The organism is Cohnella cellulosilytica (genome assembly GCF_042431195.1).
Classification (GTDB): domain Bacteria; phylum Bacillota; class Bacilli; order Paenibacillales; family Paenibacillaceae; genus Cohnella; species Cohnella cellulosilytica.
This window is the reverse complement of record NZ_JBHMDN010000008.1, coordinates 24,781-46,013: the sequence shown is the minus strand read 5'-3', so window position 1 is coordinate 46,013 and position 21,233 is coordinate 24,781. Positions and strand designations below refer to the sequence as shown.

Sequence of the window (21,233 nt, the reverse complement as noted above, 5' to 3'; positions counted from 1 at the left end):
TCCCCTTCCCATCGCTAAACGGTAATAACCTGATTTCTGAGCTGACGGGATACTGACAAATGAAGAATCGGTCGTAGCCGAATCTCGAAGCAGGATACGATCAACCTGACTGAACGGGATACCGGCATAAGAAGGGAACAGACACTACACACCTATTCAAAATGAGGCTCAGACAACCTGAATGAACGGGATACCAGCAAAAGAGGCAGAGAACGATAAATCCTGCCGCCCGGGTCTCTACAAAAGAAAACCCGCGCCAGTCGGCGCGGGTAGATAACGAAGATCCGATAATTTTAATGGAACACCTTAGGCGTGCTTCGCGCGGGCGATTCGCGTCGCTTCGACCATGTTGCGCAGCGAAGCGACAGTCTCTTCCTGGCCGCGCGTCTTCAGGCCGCAGTCGGGATTGATCCAGAACAGCTGCGGGTCGAGCACGCGCAGCGCGCGGTCGATCATGCCGCTCATCTCTTCCACTCCCGGCACGCGCGGGCTGTGGATGTCGTAGACGCCCAGACCGATGCCAAGCTTGTAGGTGTTCTCCTCGAAGCTGTGGATCAGCTCGCCGTGGCTCCGCGACGTCTCGATGGAGATCACGTCCGCGTCCATCGCCTCGATCGAATCGATCATGTCGTGGAATTCGCAGTAGCACATATGCGTATGAACCTGCGTCTCGTCCTTCACCGTGCAAGTCGTCATGCGGAACGCTTTGACGGCCCAAGCCAAGTAATTCGCCTGATCCTTCTCCTTCAGCGGCAGCCCTTCGCGCACGGCCGGCTCGTCGACTTGAATCATGCCGATACCCGCCTGCTCCAATGCCTCGACTTCTTGTCTGAGCGCATAGGCAAGCTGATACGCGATCTGCTCGCGCGGAATGTCGTCGCGGACGAACGACCAGTTCATGATCGTGATCGGTCCGGTCAGCATGCCCTTAACGGGACGCGCCGTCTGCGATTGCGCGTATTTCGTCTCCTCGACGGTCATCGCCTGCTCGAACGCGACGTCTCCGTAGATGACCGGAGGCTTCACACAGCGGGAGCCGTACGACTGCACCCATCCGTTCCGCGTAAAGACGAAGCCGGCCAGCTTCTCGCCGAAAAATTCAACCATGTCCGTGCGTTCAAACTCGCCGTGCACAAGCACGTCCAGTCCGATCTCCTCCTGCAGCTTGATCCACAGATCGATCTGCTCGCGGATGAAGGCGGCGTAGCGTTCTCCGTCCCATTCGCCCTTGCGCCAGAGCTGGCGGGCTTTGCGCACCTCCGCCGACTGCGGGAAGCTTCCGATCGTCGTGGTCGGGAAAATCGGTAGCTGCCACTTGTCCTGCTGCGCAACCCGGCGCTCGGAGAACGGACGGCCACGCACGGGTTCCTGCGCACCCAGCTTGGCGACCGCCTGCTGGACGTCGGCGCGATTGCGCTCCGCCGATTGCCTCAGCGCCTGCACGGCGCGTTCGCTGCTCTCCAGCTCGCTCGCGATCGCCGCCCGGCCCTCGGTTGCACCCTTGGTCAGCAGCGCGATCTCCTCCAGCTTCTCGTCCGCGAAGGCGAGCGCTCCCTTCAGCTCGGACGCCAGCTTCGTCTCGCCGACCACCGTAACCGGAACGTGAAGCAGGCTGCACGAGGATTGCACGATCAGACGGTCGGAGGAGACAGATTGACCGAGCTGCTCCAGCACGCCCAGCTTCTCGCCCAGCGACGCTCTCCAGATGCCGCGGCCGTCGATGACGCCCGCGCCCAACACCTTGTCCGCCGGGAAGCCGTGCTCGCGAACGGCGGACAGATTGGCCTCCAACCCGTGAACGAAGTCCAGGCCGATTCCTTTTACGGGAAGCGCCACGATATCGGCATAACGCTCAACCGATTCGAAGTAGGTCTGCAGCAAAATGTTCAATTGAGGCACGGCGGCCGCGAACGTCTCGTAGATCGATTTCAGACGGCGAACGTCATCATTGTCGATTTTCGTCACGACGATCGGCTCGTCGATCTGCACCCAGCGCACGCCTTCGAGCGCCAGCTCCCGCAGTACTTGAACGTACAGCGGAATCAGCCGGTCGAGCCAGGCGTCGGTCTCCGCTTTGTCGTAGCCCTTGGACAGCTTCAGGAAGGTCAGCGGTCCGACCAGCACCGGCTTGCCGTCGATGCCGAGCTTCTCCTTCGCTTCGCGATACGCCTTCAGCGGCTTGTTCTCGGTAACCGTCGGGTTGGCTCCGTCCAGCTCAGGGACGATATAATGGTAGTTCGTGTTGAACCATTTCGTCATTTCGCTGGCTGCCGCGTCTTTCGTGCCCCGGGCGATGCCGTAGTAGACGGACAGCGGAACCTCGCCGCCGTTGTACTCGAACCGCTTCGGAACGATGCCGAACATCGTCGCCGTATCCAATACGTGATCGTAATAGCTGAAGTCGTTAACCGGAATCAGGTCGATGCCTTTATCCTTCTGTTTTTGCAGATGGGTCAGACGAATTTCCTGCAGCTTCGCCTGGAATTCCGCTTCTACGAGCTTGCCCGCCCAGAACGCTTCCAGCGCTTTTTTCCATTCCCGGTCCGCGCCGATGCGCGGATATCCCAAAATACTGCTTTGCGCCATCTCGTAACACTCCTATACAAGTTGTTACGTAGAAGATAACACGGAATTCCGGGTATAGCGTAACTCACATATCCTATATCTGGTTATAGCATTTGGCTATATCGAAAGCCGTACTGGGCCGCTGCCCGCCGCCCCTTTCCGCGAATTTTACCGCAAGTCTCCGCTCCTTCCCCCCTCGATCTCGACTCCCGCAGCTTCGATTTCCGAATCCACGCCTCGTCTCACAAGCCCGATCGCCTGCTCCAGAGCTTCGATGTAGGCCGTTCCGAGCTTGGACAGCGCCACATTGCGGTGAGAGATCCAGCCGACGTTAATCGTCTCTTTGCAGTCGAGCGGAACGGGGATAATCTCGTTGCCGTTCAGATCCTTGCTCAGCACCCCCGTCGAAATCGTATAGCCGTTCAGCCCGATCAGCAGGTTGAACAACGTCGCCCGGTCGCTGACGCGAATGCTCTTTTTGCGGGACAAGGTGCTCAATATCTCTTCGGCAAAATGAAAGGAGTTGTACTCCCCCTGATCAAAAGACAGATACGGATAGTCCTGCAGCTGGTCGATGGTGACGATGTCGTGCTTGGCCAGCGGATTGTGGATGCTGATGAAAATGTGCGGCTTGGCCGTGAACAGGCTCGTAAACTGCAGGTTGGCGCTTCTCAGCAGCTTGTGAATGACCTTGCCGTTGAAGTCGTTCACGTACAAAATGCCAATCTCGCTGCGCAGCGTGGCGACGTCCTCGATGATCTCGTGGGTTTTCGTCTCGCGCAGCGTCAGCTCGTATTCCTCCTGGCCGTACTCCTTGACGAGACTGACGAAGGCGTTGACGGCGAACGCATAGTGCTGAGTCGAGACCGAGAAATGCTGCGGCGACGGCTTAGCGTTCAAATACCGGCCCTCCAGCAGCTCCGCCTGCTCGACGACCTGCCGCGCGTAGCTCAGAAACTCGACGCCCTCCTTGGAGAGCGAGATACCCTTGTTCGATCGCTCGAAGATGGCGATCTGCAGCTCCTCCTCCAGATCCTTGATCGCGTTGGACAGACTCGGCTGCGAAATAAACAGCCGCTTGGCCGCCTCGTTAATGGACCCGCGGTTCGCCACTTCGATGACGTACTTCAGTTGCTGCAGGGTCAAAGCCTATTCCCCCCTATCTCGGTAAAAGATGGTCTTGCGCGATTACCGAAATTTTATCACTGATCCGCAGGAAAGTCATATCCCCAGCCGCTGTCCCTTCTCCAGCCGCCGGATCTGCTGCTCTCCCTGGTCGGCCAGCTCGCGGAATTGGCCGATCGTCTCCCGCATGCGGGGCAGCGCCTCCTGCTTGTAGGCGCTGATCGAATCGAGCGCGGCCAGCACGTCGGTGAACGCCTGCTTCAGCGTCTCCACCGATACGCTCGTCTCGAGCGCCTGCTTGTGGATCGTCGCTCCCTGCTCCTTGAGCATGCGGGAGGTGCCGGCGATCAGCTCGTTCGTCGTTTGGTTCAGCAGCTCGATCTTCCGCAGCACGATCCGCTGGTTAAACAGCGCGCTGGCGACCGTCACGGAGATGCGCAGCGCCGAGATCGTCACGTTCTTCGCCCGGTCCACGCCGCGGATCAGCTCTTTGTTGTTGCGGATGACGACCTCGATCGCCATAATGCCCTGCTGGTTGACGACAAGCATCTGCTGCAGGTCCATCACGCGCTGGCGGAGCGGGAACAGCACCTCCTCGGTAATGAAGCGGATTTTGTCGGGATCCTCGTTCCGCTGCCGCGCCGCCTCGATCTGCCCCTCGATCGATTCGTCCATCAGCGTGCCGAGCTGAATTTCCTTCTGCAGCCGCTTGGTCAGCTCGCGCAGCGACTGCTGCTCCAGCTCCAGCGTCGTATTGTCGTTCTTGAGCGTCGCTTTGCCCTTGTCGAGCGAGACGATGATATCGGCAATGACGGTGTCGGCTTTCTGATACTTCAGGAAATAGGCGCGCAGCGGATTAAACAGCTTGCCCAGCATGCCGCGCTTGGCGAAGTCGACGGCGCTCGGGTCCAAATCCTTCAGCTGCGTATGCAGCTCGGACAGCCCTTTGGCCACCTGGCCGCCCTCGTCGCCCGTGCGCGCCAGATTGCCGACGGACACCTCCAGCAGCTTGTTTTTGTCCGCGGACGATTTCATCGTGTTCAGGCCGAAGCCTTCGATCGACTGCATAACCTCCTTGCGCTTCTCGAGCGACTCGACATCGAGCGCCATAATCGTCGCCACGTTCGCGTCGGCCAGTTCCTTCAGCTTGGCGACCTCTTCGGGTACGGGCTTAACCTCCTGTTCAATGACCGCTTTGAGCTGTTCCGGGCTGGCGACTTCCATCGAAAATGACATCGAAAAATCCTCCTCCGAATTTAAGCTGCGTTGGCGCGTTAGCGCGTTGGCGAATCGTTACATCTGCACGTTGAACAGGTTGCCGATCTTGTAGACGACGTCGTCCGTATCCGCATTGATGCTGGCCGCCTCGTTAATGCCGGAAATGCTTTGCAGCGCCTGAATATTGGCGTTGTACCCGATCGTATAGATCGGCACCTTGTACGCTTCGACGAGTTCTTTAATGTCGTTAAGCGAATAGCCTTCGTTGGTCTCCCCGTCGCTCAGGACGAAAATGACCGGCTTGCCGTTCGGGTTGACGCTCAGCTCGTCTTGCAGCATCTTGAGCGCCACGACGATGCCGTCGAACGTCGCCGTCCCGCCGCCGGACTGCAGGCTGTTCACCGCGCCGACGAACATCGATTGCTGATTGGTATCGTACTTCCCGATCGGCAGATGGATCGTAACGTCGCTCGAATAGGACACCAGACCGATGCTGTTGTCCCGGCCGAGATACTTCTGCCCCTTCAGCAGCGACTCCTTCAGCCGGTTCAGCGGCTCCCCGTCCATGCTGCCGGAGACGTCGGCCACGAATACGGCCGAGATCGGCTTGCCGGCGTTTTTCTTCTCCTTCCACAGCTTCTGCGCGGCGGCAAGCAGCGCGCCGTCCGGAACGGCCAGCTCCGGCGTATAGTCCTCCAGCCCGTTAAAGCCGAGCTTCTCCGCCGCTTGCTGGTATGGCTCCTGCTGCACGAATTCCGCGAACCGCCGGATGAGTTCGACCTTCTCCGGCGGCAGATCGCCCAGCGCGTAGAGCGGACTGTCGTGCCGGACGCCAAACGGCGTAAACACGTAGCCGCCCTTCAAATCCGCCGTGTTGACATAGGTCTGGTACTCCAGCACGAAGCCGTCCAGCATGCCGGACTTGGCCGCGTCGCGCATCTGAATCGTCGTCGACGCGATGAAAGGCACATTCGCCTGGAACTTCTCGAAGCCGGCGACCGCCTTCTCTCCCAGCAGGTTCGAGCTGTCGAACGAATCGAGCGCCGTAAGCAGGAAGTTCAGCCCCGTCGAGCTGGCGAACGGATCGGTGTAGCCCATCGAAAACTCGTTGCCGGCGATCGCCTCCGTCACCGTCTTGACGTTCACCGCCCCGTATTTCTCCACGAGCGCGTCGTATTTCGCCTTGGCGATGACGATGCCCGGCACGTTCCCGGCGAGCCGCTTGGCGATCAGCTCCGTCTTGACTCCGCTCGCCTTCACCATCTCTCCCCACAGCTCATTCGACGGAGTGAACGCGTCGGGAACGTACTTGCCGGAGGCGATATAATCGGTCGCCGTCCCCGAGGCGATATCCCTCACCTTGACCGATGCCGCCTGGCCGTTCACTTCGATTCCCGCGCGGTTGAACGCGGCGGCGACCTCGGTCAGCCAGCCGTCGACGCCGGTGCCGGATTTCTCCGTCGACGAGAAAATTTCGACGTAGAAGCCGGTCGTATTGTCCACGGTCACCGGAAACTTGGAGATGTCCGGCAGCGCCTCGGCGACGTCCGCCGGATCGAGATCGATCTGACCCTTCACCGGCTCGGCGGTCGATACGGAGAGATCCGCGAACAGCTTGTTTAGCCGTTTCTCGGCGCTCTCTGCGGTCAGCTCCGCCTTCGATTTTCCCAGATTGGACGTCAAGCCGACTCCCCAGTACACCAAAGCGAACACGATAATGAGCAAAATGACGGACACCAGAGCAAACTTGCGCGGCTTAGCCAACTCCCCCACCTCTTTTCATCTGTAATGCTTCGTCTGTTGGATCAGTTCGTCGATTTCCCTCATCCCCGGCATCGCCTCGATATCGCCGGGCTCGAAGGCGTCCAGACGCGAAATTTCGAGCAGCAGCCGGTCCAGCTTGAGCAAAATCTCCTCGTTCATGCCGACCGAGTATTTCACGGAGCCGATAAACTCGTTCAGCATTTCCACCCGCATCTGCAGCAGCTCTCTGGGCATTCGCGCGGCTCCCCGGGAGCCCAGACTCTCGAACTCGGATTCGTCGAACGCCCGCAGCCGATTCAAGACGCTTCTGACATTGCGGTAAAACAGCGACTCGACCTCGCCGACGACGGAAACGAATTTCGCGTAGCTCAGCTCGCCAGGCTGGAATCTTTGCGCCAGCGTTTCGAGCAGCGCGGCTTTTTTCTTGCGGAGGCGATCGAGCTGCTCCACGGCGTGTTCGATGTCCTCCTCCAGCGGTCTGACCCGCTTGTAACGGGACAACGCCGCCGCGAAGTCTTCGCGAGATTGAAGCTCCCGAAGAGGCGGCGCTTGCCGCCCGTTAAGAATCGCGTAGCTGCCCAGCAGCAGCGCGACGACGCTGGCCAGCGGCAGCGTTACCCCGATCGCCGTCTCCAGAGCGCTCTCTCCGAATCCGACGCCGATCAGGCCGGGCGACAGCACAACGACGTTCAAGATCGCGACGGCGACGACCAAACCCAGCAGCTTGACAAGCTTCGTATGCTTCGCCCCCCTCCCAAGTCACAAAAAAAGCCGCGGGTTTCCGCGACAGATTAGGGACAATGGATGTTGTCTCCGGACCTTTGTTTTATTTTTACGCGATTGGACTTCCGTTTATGATGGCGTTTGCTCGCGAAAAAGCCGGCCCCGCGAAACGGGACCGGCCTTGTCTCTGCTCTCTTAGCTCCTGGCAGCTTTCCTCAGACGAAGCGTGCGGATTTCGAACGGACCGAAAGTCAGCTTCGCCGTATCCGTGTTTTCTCCCAAGCCCGCAACTGGGTTTTCCATCAAGTCGACTTCGTCGATCGCCGCGTACGCCGCGCCGAACGACAAGACCGCCTCGGCGCGCGTTCCCGACGTTTCGTACAGGCGCACGATCAGATCGTCGGAATCCTCGGCCTTCTTGACCGCTTCCAGCATGATACGCGGCGAATCGATCCGCACGAACGGACTTGGCACGGCTCCCGCCTGCCGCCGCTCTCCTTTGCCGCCCGCGAAGGCGGTCAGCGGAGAGTTCAGCTCGTAGCCTCTCCGGTAAGTGTTCGCCGCGACATAATCCCCTTCGTGCGGATACAGCGCGTAGACGAACCGGTGAACCGCCCGGTCGGCCCGCGGATCGGGATACGACGGACTGCGCAGCAGATGGATGTCCAGCACGCTGCCCAGCGCGCTGAAGCCGTACTTGGAATCGTTCAGCAGCGAGACGCCGTAATCCGGCTGCGACAGATCGATATACTGGTGCGCGCATATTTCGTCCTTGGCAAAATCGTGTCTCGTATTGCGGTGCGTCTGCCGCTGCAGGCTGCCGAACTGGATCTCGCAATTGACCCGGTCGGCGCGGACATCCACGGGGAACGACGCCCGCAGCATTTTGCCCGATTCCCGCCAATCCGCCTCCGTCTCGAAGCGAACGATCCGTTCGCCCGCGCGGAGCACGATTTTCTGCGTCAGCGTCGACTCGCCGAAGCGGAATCGCTGCTCCACGACCGCCTCGGAGCCGTTCTCGTAAGCGGTGACCGACTCCCGCGTCATCCGGCCGGCGACGGCCTGACGGTAGTTGCGGTCGAAATCCCAGGCGTCCCCGCGGTCATGATAGACGGTCAGCAGGTTGGCCTGTTCGCCCGCCGCCACCGTCTCCCTCCCGGCCAGCTTGTCGTAGAGAGAGACAATACTGCCGTCGGAGCCGAGCTTCACGCGCAGCAGCTCGTTTTCCAGCCCGTTCTCGTCCGCGACTGGAGCTGCCGGGCTCGCCTCGCTTACCGACCGCTCCAGCGGCGCAACGCTCATCGGCGGCACCGTCACGAGAAACGCTTGGCCGTTCCAGCTCACCCACTCCCGCCGTTCCCACGGCAGCGAATTGGCGACGAACGCCTCGCCCGGCTCCAGGCCGGCATGGGCCGCCGCGGCTGCGTACGCCTCCTCGGTCAGCTCCAGCGTCCGCTCGTACAGCGCCGCGTAGCGTTCCAGCGATTCGTCGTACACTCTGCCGATCGAAGAGCCCGGCAAAATATCATGGAACTGATAGAGCAGCGTTTCCTTCCAGATCGTCTCCAGCTCAGCCTGCGGATAGACGGACGCCTCCGCTCCGAGAGAGAGGGCGAGCGAGGCGGCAAACTCGACTTCGCGCAGCGCCTTCTCCAGCTTGCGATTGTACCATTTGTTGCGGGCCTGCGACGTCAGCGTGCCCTGGTGCTTCTCCAAATACAGCTCGCCGCGCCACGTCTCGAACCGTTCCTGTTCCTGCTCCAGCTTGCGGAAGAAAGCGATGGACGGCTCCTGAACGACCGGCACGAGACCTTGCAGGTTGCGCAGCCGCTCCAGCCGCTCCAGATGCTCCTCGCCCGGCCCGCCGCCTCCGTCGCCGATGCCGTACAGCATCAGCGCATGGCCGGAGACGCCGCTGTCCAAGTACTCTCTCTCGATTTTCGCCAGCGACCGCGGCGCGGCCGGGCTGTTGTACGTATCCTCCGGCGGAAGATGCGTCAGCACCTTCGTGCCGTCGATGCCCTCCCACAGGAAGCTATGATGCGGATGGTCGTTGTAGACGCTCCAGCTCAGCTTCTGCGTCATCACGTAATCGACTCCGGCTTTCTTCAGGAGCTGCGGCAGGCTGGCGCTGTAGCCAAAAATATCGGGCACCCACAGCATCCGCACGTCCTCGCCGAATTCCTGCTTGAAAAACCGTTTCCCGTACAAAATTTGCCGAACGAGCGCCTCTCCGCCCGACACGTTGGAATCGGGCTCGACCCACATCGCGCCTTGAACCTCCCAGCGGCCTTCGGAGATTTTCTCCTTTATGCGCCCGTACAGCTTCGGATAATGCTCCTTCATCCATTGGTACAACTGCGGCTGGCTCGCCCCGAACACATAATCCGGATATTTCTCCATATTGCGGAGCACCGTCGAGAACGTCCTTGCTCCCTTGCGGATCGTCTCGCGGATCGGCCACAGCCAGGCGAGATCGATATGCGCGTGTCCGATGGCGCTGACCGTAACATCGGGGTCGCCGCCCTTCTTGTCCAGCTCGGTGCGCAGCAGCTCGCGCGCGGCCGCAACGGCGCCGTCGTCTGCGTTTTCCAGCACATACGAAGCCTCGTACAGCTTGTGCAGCAGCCGGTTCCGGCGGGCGCTGTTCTCCGGCAGCTGCTCGGCCAGCTCCAGCAGCACCTCGTAGTCGTAGAAGAGGCGGCGCGTCTCCTCATGGCAGATCGCGATGTCCGCTTCCTTCAGCGTGCCGCTGCGGTAAAGGCCGAACAGGTCGTTGCAGCCGGCGTCCGCCCACAGGTCGATCGCTTCCCCGCCCCGGGCGCAATCGGTTACGTCGACCACCCTTTTACCCGGCAGCCCGAGCGAAAAATCGAATTCCGAATTAACGTTGGTCAGTCCCTGAACCGGCGCGCCGTTCTCGTCGACAAGGCACAGCTCCCCGTTTACGTCGATCAGCAGCACGACTTTGCATCCGGCCGCGTCGGCGGGAACGGAGCCGGAAAATCGAAACCAGGCGCAGTCCCACAGCTCGCCCCACTTGTCTCCCGGTCGGAGAGCGATCGGCTCTCCGGACGTTCTCCGCTCGAAAGGAACCGGCTCCGGGGTCCGCCAAGCATTAACTTCAAGGGAGGCGATCTTCGTGTAGACGCGCTCCCGGATGACCTCCAACGTTTGCTTTGCCCGACCCATCATGATCGTCTTCGTCTCGTAGGGCATTTGTTTTTCTCCTTATGGCCAGAAGGCTTTTTCAACGAATATACCATTGCTATATGATATATTCAACATATCCTAATCATTTTATATCATTTATGTCATTTCGAGAGAAACCCCTATGGAATACAGCATTCAGAGTACAATGTCGCACCCTTATTTGATATAATAGCTATATGATTATATATCGGGGGAGAGCGGACACATGCCCAATGATCGGCTGCCGCTGTACAAGCAAATTCAGAACGAGTTCAAGCGGCGGATTGCCGCTGGAAAGCTGCGGGCGGGCGACCGGATTCCGACCGAGCTCGAGCTGATGGCAACGTTTAACGTCAGCCGAATTACGGTGGCGAACGCCATGTCGCAGTTGGCCAAGGAAGGCTGGATCTATCGCATTCCGGGAAAAGGAAGCTTCGTGGGGCAAGCGGCGGAAAACGCGGGGACGACGACCGAGAATGGGCGCCATTACGAGGAGACAAGCTCTCCCGGGGAGCCGTTCGCTTCCCCGGCGCCTGGAGCGGAGACCGCGGCGGGACCCGGCGGGCGCGTCTCAGAGCAATCGTCGGCTTCGGAGGCTTTCACGGGCTCCAGACGCGCCTCCGGACAGCCGCCCGCCGCGCTCGCGCCCGGACGCATCATCGGATTTATCGTTCCGACGGCAAACGACTTTTTCGCGCTGCGGCTGATCAGGGGCATGAACGGCCTGCTGGCCGACACGCCCTACTCTTTGCACATCGTGCTGACCAACGACTCCAAGGCCAAAGAAAAAGAGGCGATCGCCGACCTGCTCCGCATGGGCGCGGCGGGATTGATCATCTTTCCGGTAGATACCGTCTCCTACAACGAGGAAATTTTGGCGCTTAAGGTGAGCGGTTTTCCGTTTGTGCTGATCGATTGTTACCTGCCGGGCGTGGAAACCCATTTCGTCTGCTCCGACAGCCGGCAAGGCGCGGAGCTCGCCGTCGCCCATCTGTGGGACCTGGGCCACCGCGCCATCGCCGTATGCTCGGATTCGCCTCTGCAGACGATCACGGTGCAGGACCGCCTTGCGGGGTATATGGACGCCTTGAAGCGAAGAGGTGCTTTAATCGATCCGGCGCTTATTTTGTCCGAATTTACGATCAGCGCCAAGGAAGTGGAGGATGGCGGCCATATGCTGCACCGTTACGTCGGCAGCCGTCTGGCCACCGCGTACATTACGCTGAACTCCACGCTCGGCTCGCATATCGCCGCCATCGCCCGTCAGCTTAATCTGAACATACCCGGAGATCTGTCCATCGTCGCCTTCGACGATCCGTCGCCCGGGCTGGACCGTTCGGCGCGCTTCACCCATATCGCGCAATCCGAGGAAGAGATCGGTCGGCAGGCGACGCGCATCCTGCTCGATGCCCTGGAGGGAAAAAGCCGCCCCAACGATTACCGCAAAGTCGTGCTGGAGCCCCGTCTGATCCCGGGAACGACAAGCGGGCCGGCGGCCAGGTAACGCCGCCGCCGGCTTCGCATGCGCCTCGCTTCTTAGGACCCCGCGTTCGCGTAAAAGCCGTAAGCTCCCTCGTCATCCGTATCGCGCATCGTCACATCCGCGCCGAGCGAGCGGAATGAAGCGGCGATATTCTCGTAGCCGCGCTCGATGTGGCGGACGCCCGCGATCGAAGTCGTCCCCTCCGCCGTCAGCGCGGCAATCAGCAGGCAGATGCCGGCGCGGACGTCGGACGCGTGCACGAGCGTCCCGCGCAGCGGCGCGCCTCCTCTGATCCGCGCCACGCCGGACCGCACGTCGATGTTGGCCCCCATCCGGTTCAATTGCGGGACATGCTGGAACCGCTTCGGATAGATGCGGTCCGCGATCAGGCTGGTCCCGGGAACCCGCGTCAGAAGCGCGGTCAAAGGCTGCTGCAGGTCGGTCGGGAATCCGGGATACATCGCGGTTCTCACCCGCGTCGGTCTAAGCCTCCCGCTCGCGTACGCGGTCACGGAATAATCCGTCTCCTCCACGTCCATGCCGATTTCCCGCAGCTTCGCCAGGCAGGAGCCGAGGTGCTCGGGGATGACGTCGTTCACCCTGACGATGCCATTCGTCGCCCCGGCGGCGATCAGGAACGATCCCGCGATCAAGCGGTCGGGAATCGCCGTGTACGTGCAGCCGCGCAAATGACGGACGCCTTCGATCGTAATCGTGTCGCTGCCCGCCCCTCTGATCTTGGCGCCCATCTTGACGAGCAGCTGCGCGGTATCGACGACCTCCGGGTCTCTGGCCGCCTGGCGCAGCGTCGTTCTGCCCGCCGCCCTCGCCGCGGCGAGCATCGCATTGATCGTCGCCCCGGAAGAGATCGTATCGAAGTAAATATCCGCACCCCGCAATTGGGCGCATTCCACCTCGTAATAGTCGGTGTGAAAAACGAACTTGGCCCCCATCGCCATCAGCGCTTTGACGTGCTGGTCGATCGGACGGCTGACGAAATCATCCCCTCCCGGATAACCCATGCTCACTTTGCCGTACTTGGCCAGAAGCGCCCCTATAAAATAATAAGCGGTACGGAACGAGGAGGCCCGGAGCGGATCGACGATCGCCGAGCGAATGCCTCGCGGATCGAGCAGCGCCGTATTCTCCTCGTCGCGATAGATCACGAGGCCGATGTCCTCCCCGATCCGGGCGAAGACGTCGAGATCGGTGATTTTCGGAATTCCCTTTAAGGTGACGGGCTCGTCCGACAAGCAGGCGGCGGCCATCAGCGCCAGCGAACTGTTTTTGGACCCCGGTATGGAGATTGCGCCGCCGAACGTGCGAGCGGGCTTCACCACGATTTGTTTCATAACGTTCTCTCCTTGCTGTCAATGGAGGCCGGCCGGCTCGCTGTTGCAATTTGGCGGACCTTGCCCCATAATTTTTCGTTGTACGCGACACTATTATTTTTCGTCATTCATTTCGATCAGGAACGAGGTTAAGAGAATGAAGAAGCTTAACTCCTGTCTTGTCGTGATACGAGGCTTCCCCTACGATGAGGGCACGACGCTTCGGATCGCCCGGCCGAACGTGATTCTCGGCCGCAAGGATATCGAATGGGAGCCGGACATCGGCTTCGAGAACGCCTACGTCTCCAGAAAACAAGCCGCGATCCGCTACGACCAAGGCGGCTACACCGTTACCGATTTCGAGAGCAAGCACGGAACGGAAGTCAACGGCGTCAAGCTTGTGCCGTTCGCGCCTCACCCGCTCCATTCGTCCGACACGATCTCCTTCGCAAGAGGGATGGTCTGCCTGACCTTCTCCACGAGCCTGTGGGAAGAGACGATGGATTTCAGCCCGACGTCTCCGCTGGCCCCTTCCTCCGCCGGTTACGAGCTCGATCCGGTCAGACGGCTTCTTCATCTCCGCGATCTGAGCTATTCCTTCTCCGACAAGGAGTACCGATGCCTGGAGCTGCTGCTGGGCCGGGAACGGCAATTCGTTCCCAAGGAAGAGATTCTGCGGTATGTATGGCCGGAACGCTCGGAAGGAGAACCGCTGCCCGCAGCGGGACCGGAGGAGCTCAATTCGCTGCTGTACCGGATTCGCAAGAAGACGAACGCCGCCCTCTCGATCGAGAATATTCGCGGCAAAGGCTACATCCTGACGCTGTCCGACGTTGCCGCAAAATACGTATAGCGGATTCGGAGCGCCTTCAATGTTATCCTATTGAATCCCCCCGATCTCTTCAATAGACGAACAGTCACAGCAGCATGATAGAAGTATGACGAACCTGCGCGGCGGCGGGACGTCTCCCGTCAGTCCCGTTTCTCTCCCGAGCGGCTTCTAACCCGCCTCGTAAGGCTCGATATGAATGTGAATATGCGAGATTTTGTGGTCGGCCCTCATTCTCTCTTCGATCTTCTCCGTTATGGCGTGACTCTCTGATACGTTCAAGTATTTGCTGACGTTGATTGTGGCGTCGACGAGCACTTGATTGCCGTGAACCCGCGCCTTAACGTCTTTGACTCCCTTGACCCCAGGGCTGTCTCCGATCGTCTGCCGCAGCTTGTCGAGCTCCGTCTCGTCGAAGCCGTCGGTCAGGGCGTGAGTGGCGTCCCTGAAAATCTGCCAGGCCGTCCGGCAGATGATGACGGCGACGAGCAATGCCGTCAGCGGGTCCAGCCAGGCGATTCCGAACTGCGAGCCGACGATTCCGACGAACGCGCCCACGCTGACGAGCGCGTCCGACCGATTGTCCTGCGCCGCGGCCCTTAACGCTTGACTGTCGATCCGCTTGGCCAACCGCGCGTTGTACCGGTAAACGGCGAACATCGCCGCCGCGCACAGCAGCGCCGTCCAGCCCGCGATCACATCCGGCGATTCCAGATTCGGCTGCGAAAACTTGGCGATCGCCTGGATGAATACCTGTATGCCCACGCCCATCATAATGAACGAAGCGACCAGCGCAGCTACCGTCTCCGCCCGAAAATGGCCGTACCGGTGATTGCGATCCGGCGGCTTGCGCGATATTTTCAACCCAACGAGCACCGCGATCGAAGCAATAATATCCGTCGCGTTGTTAAATCCGTCCGCCAGCAGCGCTTCCGAACCGGAGGCTTGGCCGACCGCCAGCTTTAACGCCGATAGAGCGATGTAGGCGACAATGCTGATCCAGGCGCCCTTCTCCCCCTGCTTAATATCCCGATAAGCCTCCATGAGCGGCCCTCCTCATCTTCACGTTCTAAGCATACAGAACGAAACTCGTGTGGGTCTAGAGAAACAGTGTTGCGGCCGCCCTTAAGAGTAGAGAGGGAACAATTAAGCTTTCCGCAGCTAACTCTGTTGCCTCCGGGCAATTCGCTCCGGGCTTCGCCTAGACTTGCGCATCGCGGTTTGCCGAATCGTGACTTGCCGGATCGCAAAAAAACCTCCGCATTCTGCGGAGGTTTCGGGAATTTCCGGTTCTATTTAGTTGGCGAAGCGATAAGTCCAAAATCTCTCCGTACCGAACCGCTGCCGGATTTCTTCGTTGTCCAGCTCGTTCCTGCCCAGCAATTCGGCCGCCTGGAACTGCGAGCGATGAGCCTGAATGGAGGCCAGCTTGGCTTTCAGGAATTGTTTAACGTCATTAATGATATCCGGCTTGCCGATCGCTTCCTCGTGATTGTTGGCGAAGGCGATGCAGCGAACGACCGGTCTGTCCTTCTCGGGCAAAGCTTCGATCGTGCGAATGACCGCGGCGCCGGTCGCGTCATGGTCCGGATGCACGCTGTAGCCCGGGTAGAACGTGTATACCAGCTCGGGCTGGAGCTCGTCCAGCAGCGCCCGAATTTTCCCGTCCAGCCGCTGCTGATCCTCGAATTCGATCGTTTTATCGTGAAAGCCCATCATGCGCAAGTCCTGAATGCCGATAGCCTGGCACGACTGCTCCAGCTCTATCTTGCGGACGACAGGCAGCGTCACGCGGTTGGCGAACGGCGGAACGCCCATGTTCCGTCCCATCTCTCCCAAAGTCAAGCAGGCATACGACACCTGCGCCCCTTCGCCGATATGCTTGGCAAGGGTGCCCGACAGACCGAACGCTTCATCGTCCGGGTGCGGCAAAACGACCAATATGCGACTCATCTGTTGGTTCATCTCCATTCCGTTTTCCGTTTAGAAAGGTTCCCGGCCGAGCTGCAGTGCGACGACCAGCTTGCCCTGACTGTCGTGACCGGCCAGAATCAACCGTTCCCCTTCCGTCTCTTCGTAGTGGGTCAATCCTTCGGAGTATACCCAGCCCTGGGTCGTCTTCAAGCCAACGCGGTACGGGCCGTCTCCGGATATCGAGCCTTGGGCGTACCGGATGGACGCATTGGTGATAAAGGTGGCGGCCGGGTGCTTGGAGCTGTCGTAGTGCGCGGCGTAAGCCCCCGACGTCATCTCCAGATGAATGTAAAGCTCCTGATCCTTGAGACGGTCAATCCTCTCCTGCACGATCGATCTATCAATGAGTTGCATCTTTCTACCTCCGCTGAAGCGTCTTGGATGAACTCATTTTATCACACTTGCCGTTTCCTTCAACTATTCTAAAATCTCCCCGAGCGAAAAATCGACGAAATCAGCCATATCAGCATAAAAAAAGCGATGCCGAGACCGATCTCGATGACCGGAATGCGCCACAGCAGCGTCTTCGAATGGCTCAGAGCGGCGCCGACGATCAAGCCGAGCATAACGATGCTCAGCGACAGCAGCACGATGCTGAATGACAGCCGGTTGCCGATGCGGTCCATCTTGGCCATAATGGCTTCGATTTGCGGCGTCGCCACCTCGATGCGCAGCTTGCCCTGGCGCAGCAGACGCGACACATGCTTCAGATTGGACGGCAGCTCGTTCAGCAGCTCGATATAATCGGGAAGGTCCTCGGCCCATCCGCTCAACCATTGCCGCGGATTCAGCCGCTCCAGGAACAGTTTTTTGCCGAACGGCTCGGCGACGTCGAAAATGCTGAACGTCGGGTCGAGCGTCGTGACGACTCCCTCCATCGTCAGGAACGTTTTGCCGAGCAGCGTCAGCTCCTTCGGAATCGAGATGCGGTGGCGCAGCGCCACCGAAAACAAATCGTGCACCGCTTCTCCGAGCCTGAGCCGCTGGAACGGAACCTTGTAGTATTTGTCTCTGAGCTCCTCGATGTCGGCCAGCAGCCGGTCGCGGTCCGCCTCGTCGGGCACGACGCCCATGCGAGAGATGGCGCGCAGCACGCCTTTGGAGCTCTGGTTGCGCAGCGCGATGACGAACGAGGCGAAGCTGAGCTTTGTCTCCGGGGACAGCCGGCCCATCATGCCGAAGTCCAGCCAGGCGAGCGTGCCGTCCGGCAGCGCCAGCACATTGCCCGGATGCGGATCTCCGTGGAAAAAGCCTTCCATCAGCGCCTGCTGAAAAATCATCCGCGCATACCGCTCGGCCAGCGCCTTCCTGTCCAGACCGGCACGATCCAGCCTTGCCGTCTCGGACAGCTTGATGCCTTCGACGTAGTCCATCGTCAGCACCCGTCTCGAGCTGTATTCCCGGTAGACGGCCGGCACGCGTATCTTCTTCTCGCCCTTGCTTCGCAGCGCGAACTGCTCGGCGTTCCGCGCTTCCTTGTCGAAATCCAGCTCGGCCCGCAGCGCAAGCCCCAGCTCCTCCACGATGTCGGCGATCCGGTAGTTCCTCGCCCATTCCAGCCGACTCTCGGCCAATCGGGCCCAGTCCGCCAAAATGCCGAGATCGGTCTCGATCAGCCGCAAAATATTCGGCCGCTGCACTTTAACGGCCACGTCCGTGCCGTCCTTCAGACGGGCGTGGTACACTTGCCCGATCGACGCCGCCGCGATCGGCGTCTCGTACAGCCGCAGGAACAGGCGGTCGACGGAATCGCCAAGCTCCTGCTCGATAATCTCCGCAGCCTGCTCGTACGGGAAAGCCGACACCTGGTCCTGCAGCCGCTCCAGCGACGTTACGATATCGGCGGGCAGCAGATCCGGACGGGAGCTCGCCAACTGGCCGAGCTTGACGAAGGTCGGCCCCAGCTCCTCCAGCAGCATGCGAATGCGTTCTCCGAGACTTTTTCCTTTGACGCCTCTGCGCTCCTCGCCGCGAAAAAACAACAGCTTGTCGGTCAGCCCCATCTCATGGGCGACATACCCGAGCCCGTTGCGCACGAGCGCCGCGGCGATCGCCCGATAACGTCTCAGCCTTCGAATTCGTTGTCGCAGGTTCATCTGTCGCCCCTCCGACTTCCGTCAATTGCCGGCCAGCCGCTGCTCCAGCTCGCTCACCCGCGCCTTGAGACGTTCGATGTCCTCCTTCGTCGCCAAAGTGCCTTCTCCCAGCAGCGCATAGACGCGAGCGCGAACCATCTCCTCGACCCGCGATTTGGCTTCCTCTCCCTTGCGCACGAGCTCCTCGGTCAGCGAGCCCGACTCCGCCCGGCTCAGCTCCCCTTTTTTCACCAGCTCGTCGATCGTCCTCTCTACCTGCTCCTTGCCCGCAACGGCCAGCCCCAATCCAAGCGCTATCGCTTTCCCGATCGTATCCTTCATGCTCTCGGCTCCTTCGTTCATCTGCTTTTAATTAACAGCTTGCGACAAAAGAAGCATTTTCATCCTTGCCAACGCCAGATCCGCTCCTTTCCGCCAAAAGTGCAACCTCCCCCCGTCCCGTCAATTCCCGCTGCTCCATCAGCATTCCCCTCTATCGTTCCTGCCGCACATGTCCGCTAAACCATCCATCCCCAACCGTTGAGGCCCGCTGCTCCATCAGCATTCCCCTCTATCGATCCTGCCCCACATGTTCGCAAAACCATCCATCCCCAACCGTTGAGCACCGCGACACCTTCAGCCTTCTTTTCTCTCGATCCTGCCGCGCACGTCCGCGACAAAATCGTTCAGGTCGAATTGCCGCTGCCCCGCCTGACCGTACATGCGCGACTGCACCGTACCGACGGCCAGTTCGGCGTCCCCGACGACCGCGACATACGGAATCTTCATCAGTTGCGCCTCACGTATGCGAAAACCGAGCTTCTCATTCCGGCAATCCGTCTCCGCCCGTATCCCGGCTTCCTTCAGCTGACGGCACGCCTCCCCGGCATAATTCCTGTGACGATCCGCGACCGGGATCACCACCGCCTGCACGGGCGCCAGCCACGCCTGAAACGCGCCCGCATAATGCTCGATCAAAATCCCCATAAACCGGTCGATCGACCCGTACACCGCGCGATGAATCACGATCGGCGTCCGCTTCTCGTTTCCCTCGTCCACATAAAGCAGCCCGAACTTCTCCGGCATCTGAAAATCCAGCTGAACCGTCGCGCATTGATGGCTCCGATTCAGCGCGTCCTTGATATGGAAGTCGATTTTCGGACCGTAAAAAGCGCCGTCCCCGGGGTTGATGCGATAAGGAAGGCCGCTGCTTTCCAACACGCTGGCAAGCGCCCTTTCGGCCTCCGCCCACTGCTCGTCGTCGCCCATCGAATCGTCGGGACGCGTCGACAATTCCAGGCTGTATTCGAAGCCGAACATGGCGTACATCTCCTGGATCATCGCGATCGTCCGCCCGATCTCCTCCTCGATCTGATCCGGCCGAACGAAAATATGCGCATCGTCCTGGCAAAAAGTACGGACCCGGAACAAGCCGTTCAACGCCCCGCTGAATTCATGACGATGCACCTGTCCGAACTCGGCCAGCCGGATGGGCAAATCCCGGTACGAGCGCAGTCGGCTCTTGTAAATCAGCATATGTCCCGGGCAGTTCATCGGCTTGACGGCGAACTGCTGGCCATCCTGCTCGGAGAAATACATATTGTCCCGATAATGCTCCCAATGCCCCGACTGCTCCCACATTTGCCTGTTCATGATAAGCGGTGTGCGGACCTCTTCATAGCCGTATTTTCGTAAAAACCGTCTCGACAGGTTTTCCAGCTCCTGCCGCACGACCGCCCCCTTGGGCAAGTAGAACGGCATACCCGGAGCCTCCTCCGAGAAATAAATAAGCTGCAGCTGCTTGCCCAGCTTCCGGTGATCGCGCCGCTCCGCTTCCTCCTGCCAGGACAGGAAGTCCGTCAGCTCCTGTTCGCTCGCGAACGCCACTCCATGGACGCGCTGCAGCATCGGCTTGCCGCTGTCTCCCCTCCAGTACGCTCCCGCTACGCTTAACAGCTTGAATATCGGTTGTTCCTCCCCGATTTCGCTCACGCGGCCATCGCAGCCGTCCGCCTCTGCGCCCAAAGCGATGTCGACGAACTCGCCCCTCCGATCTATCGGCACCCGCTCCATTGCCGCTACTTCTCTCAGCCACTCCGCCTTCCAGCTTTCTCCCCTTGCTTCGAACAGGTCCGCGGCCTCCGCTCTCGAAAGCCATTCGAGCTCGGAGGGGATTTGCTCGGCCAACAGCTTCCGCATCTCTTCCTCGAGGCCGGCCAGATCCGATTCCGCAAATGCGCCGGGCACCTCGAAATCGTAATAAAATCCCTGCTCCGACAGCGCTCCGACGCCCAGCTTCGCTCCCGCAAACCTCCGCTGCACCGCCTGGGCCAACAGCAATGCCGCACCCGCTTTGACTTGCTCATGTTTGTCTTGTTTGGATTGACTCATCTTTTAACCTCTCCTTGTCTGTTTTCGTATGAACTAAAAAACGCCCCCGTCCGCAAAAGGGACGAGCGCGCTCGTGGTTCCACCCAAATTCAATCCGCCTCCGTGCTCCGGCACGACCGACGAATCCTTGGCGCCCTGTAACGGGAGCTCCCGTCGACTCATACTCCCGCCCCGCGCGTCCATCGCGCGTCGCGGTTTCCGAATCGCAGCTACAAGGGGGTAAACGCATGCCTCTCTCCGAAGGGGGTCTCAGCCCTCGCCCCCTCTCTCTGGCGGTTTCCGCATACGCTCGTGTCCTTGATCCAAGCCGTTATGATCATAAAAAAAGCGCCGTCCGCAAAAGGGACGAGCGCGCTCGTGGTTCCACCCAAATTCAATTTGCCCCCATGCTCCGGCACGGCCGACAAATTCTTGGCGCTCTGTAACGGGAGCTCCCGTCGACTCATACTCCCGCCCCGCGCGTCAATCGCGCATCGCGTTTTCCGAATCGCAGCTACAAGGGGGTAAACGCATGCCTCTCTCCGAAGGGGGTCTCAGCCCTCGCCCCCTCTCTCTGGACGGTG

The 21,233-nt window shown here is 60.1% G+C and carries 15 protein-coding genes; 2 read left to right on the top strand and 13 right to left on the bottom strand.

The features are described from left to right. Nucleotides 1-306: 306 nt before the first annotated feature. From metE to ACFFT4_RS05060, 6 genes are all read right to left on the bottom strand, one after another. Nucleotides 307-2,586, bottom strand: coding sequence for a 5-methyltetrahydropteroyltriglutamate--homocysteine S-methyltransferase (metE, locus tag ACFFT4_RS05085; RefSeq protein WP_378045606.1), 2,280 nt, complete (start codon nucleotides 2,584-2,586; stop codon nucleotides 307-309). 147 nt (nucleotides 2,587-2,733) lie between these two features. Next, on the bottom strand, nucleotides 2,734-3,711 hold the full coding sequence (locus tag ACFFT4_RS05080; protein WP_378045605.1) for a LysR family transcriptional regulator: 978 nt from the start codon (nucleotides 3,709-3,711) through the stop codon (nucleotides 2,734-2,736). A gap of 75 nt (nucleotides 3,712-3,786) precedes the next feature. Next, nucleotides 3,787-4,926 carry a toxic anion resistance protein gene (locus tag ACFFT4_RS05075; RefSeq protein WP_378045603.1) on the bottom strand — a complete coding sequence of 380 codons (1,140 nt, stop codon included), beginning with the start codon at nucleotides 4,924-4,926 and terminating at the stop codon, nucleotides 3,787-3,789. Between the two features lie 57 nt (nucleotides 4,927-4,983). Beyond that, complete coding sequence (locus tag ACFFT4_RS05070; RefSeq protein WP_378045602.1) at nucleotides 4,984-6,672, bottom strand: vWA domain-containing protein; 1,689 nt, start codon at nucleotides 6,670-6,672, stop codon at nucleotides 4,984-4,986. A gap of 15 nt (nucleotides 6,673-6,687) precedes the next feature. Continuing rightward, a complete protein-coding gene (locus ACFFT4_RS05065; protein ID WP_378045601.1) occupies nucleotides 6,688-7,386 on the bottom strand; it encodes a hypothetical protein in 699 nt (232 codons plus the stop codon). A 204-nt stretch (nucleotides 7,387-7,590) separates the two neighbouring features. After that, nucleotides 7,591-10,614, bottom strand: coding sequence for an alpha-mannosidase (locus tag ACFFT4_RS05060; protein ID WP_378045599.1), 3,024 nt, complete (start codon nucleotides 10,612-10,614; stop codon nucleotides 7,591-7,593). A 199-nt stretch (nucleotides 10,615-10,813) separates the two neighbouring features. Here ACFFT4_RS05060 and ACFFT4_RS05055 point away from each other — a divergent pair, with 199 nt between their 5' ends. Beyond that, complete coding sequence (locus ACFFT4_RS05055; RefSeq protein WP_378045597.1) at nucleotides 10,814-12,091, top strand: GntR family transcriptional regulator; 1,278 nt, start codon at nucleotides 10,814-10,816, stop codon at nucleotides 12,089-12,091. 32 nt (nucleotides 12,092-12,123) lie between these two features. Here ACFFT4_RS05055 and murA read toward each other — a convergent pair whose 3' ends face one another. Continuing rightward, nucleotides 12,124-13,422 (bottom strand): UDP-N-acetylglucosamine 1-carboxyvinyltransferase, encoded by a 1,299-nt coding sequence (gene murA / locus ACFFT4_RS05050; protein WP_378045595.1) that lies wholly within the window; start codon nucleotides 13,420-13,422, stop codon nucleotides 12,124-12,126. A 136-nt stretch (nucleotides 13,423-13,558) separates the two neighbouring features. On the opposite strand from murA, the gene ACFFT4_RS05045 reads away from it, so the two are divergent. Next, complete coding sequence (locus ACFFT4_RS05045) at nucleotides 13,559-14,254, top strand: FHA domain-containing protein (RefSeq protein ID WP_378045594.1); 696 nt, start codon at nucleotides 13,559-13,561, stop codon at nucleotides 14,252-14,254. A gap of 147 nt (nucleotides 14,255-14,401) precedes the next feature. Here the strand turns inward: ACFFT4_RS05045 and ACFFT4_RS05040 are convergent, their stop codons facing one another. The 6 genes from ACFFT4_RS05040 to thrS all read right to left on the bottom strand — a co-directional run bounded on the left by ACFFT4_RS05040 (nucleotide 14,402) and on the right by thrS (nucleotide 20,670). After that, nucleotides 14,402-15,274, bottom strand: a complete 873-nt coding sequence (locus ACFFT4_RS05040) for a cation diffusion facilitator family transporter (RefSeq protein WP_378045592.1) — start codon at nucleotides 15,272-15,274, stop codon at nucleotides 14,402-14,404. 252 nt (nucleotides 15,275-15,526) lie between these two features. Further along, nucleotides 15,527-16,183 carry a bacillithiol biosynthesis deacetylase BshB2 gene (gene bshB2, locus ACFFT4_RS05035; protein ID WP_378045590.1) on the bottom strand — a complete coding sequence of 219 codons (657 nt, stop codon included), beginning with the start codon at nucleotides 16,181-16,183 and terminating at the stop codon, nucleotides 15,527-15,529. Between the two features lie 30 nt (nucleotides 16,184-16,213). Then, nucleotides 16,214-16,558, bottom strand: coding sequence for a YojF family protein (locus ACFFT4_RS05030; RefSeq protein WP_378045588.1), 345 nt, complete (start codon nucleotides 16,556-16,558; stop codon nucleotides 16,214-16,216). A gap of 68 nt (nucleotides 16,559-16,626) precedes the next feature. Continuing rightward, the gene (locus ACFFT4_RS05025) at nucleotides 16,627-18,300 is read right to left on the bottom strand and encodes an ABC1 kinase family protein (protein ID WP_378045586.1); all 1,674 of its coding nucleotides are present in this window, start codon (nucleotides 18,298-18,300) and stop codon (nucleotides 16,627-16,629) included. A 21-nt stretch (nucleotides 18,301-18,321) separates the two neighbouring features. Further along, entirely contained in the window at nucleotides 18,322-18,621 is a 300-nt protein-coding gene (locus tag ACFFT4_RS05020) for a phasin family protein (protein WP_378045584.1), read from the bottom strand. A gap of 294 nt (nucleotides 18,622-18,915) precedes the next feature. Further along, nucleotides 18,916-20,670, bottom strand: a complete 1,755-nt coding sequence (gene thrS / locus ACFFT4_RS05015; protein ID WP_378045582.1) for a threonine--tRNA ligase — start codon at nucleotides 20,668-20,670, stop codon at nucleotides 18,916-18,918. Nucleotides 20,671-21,233 lie beyond the last annotated feature (563 nt).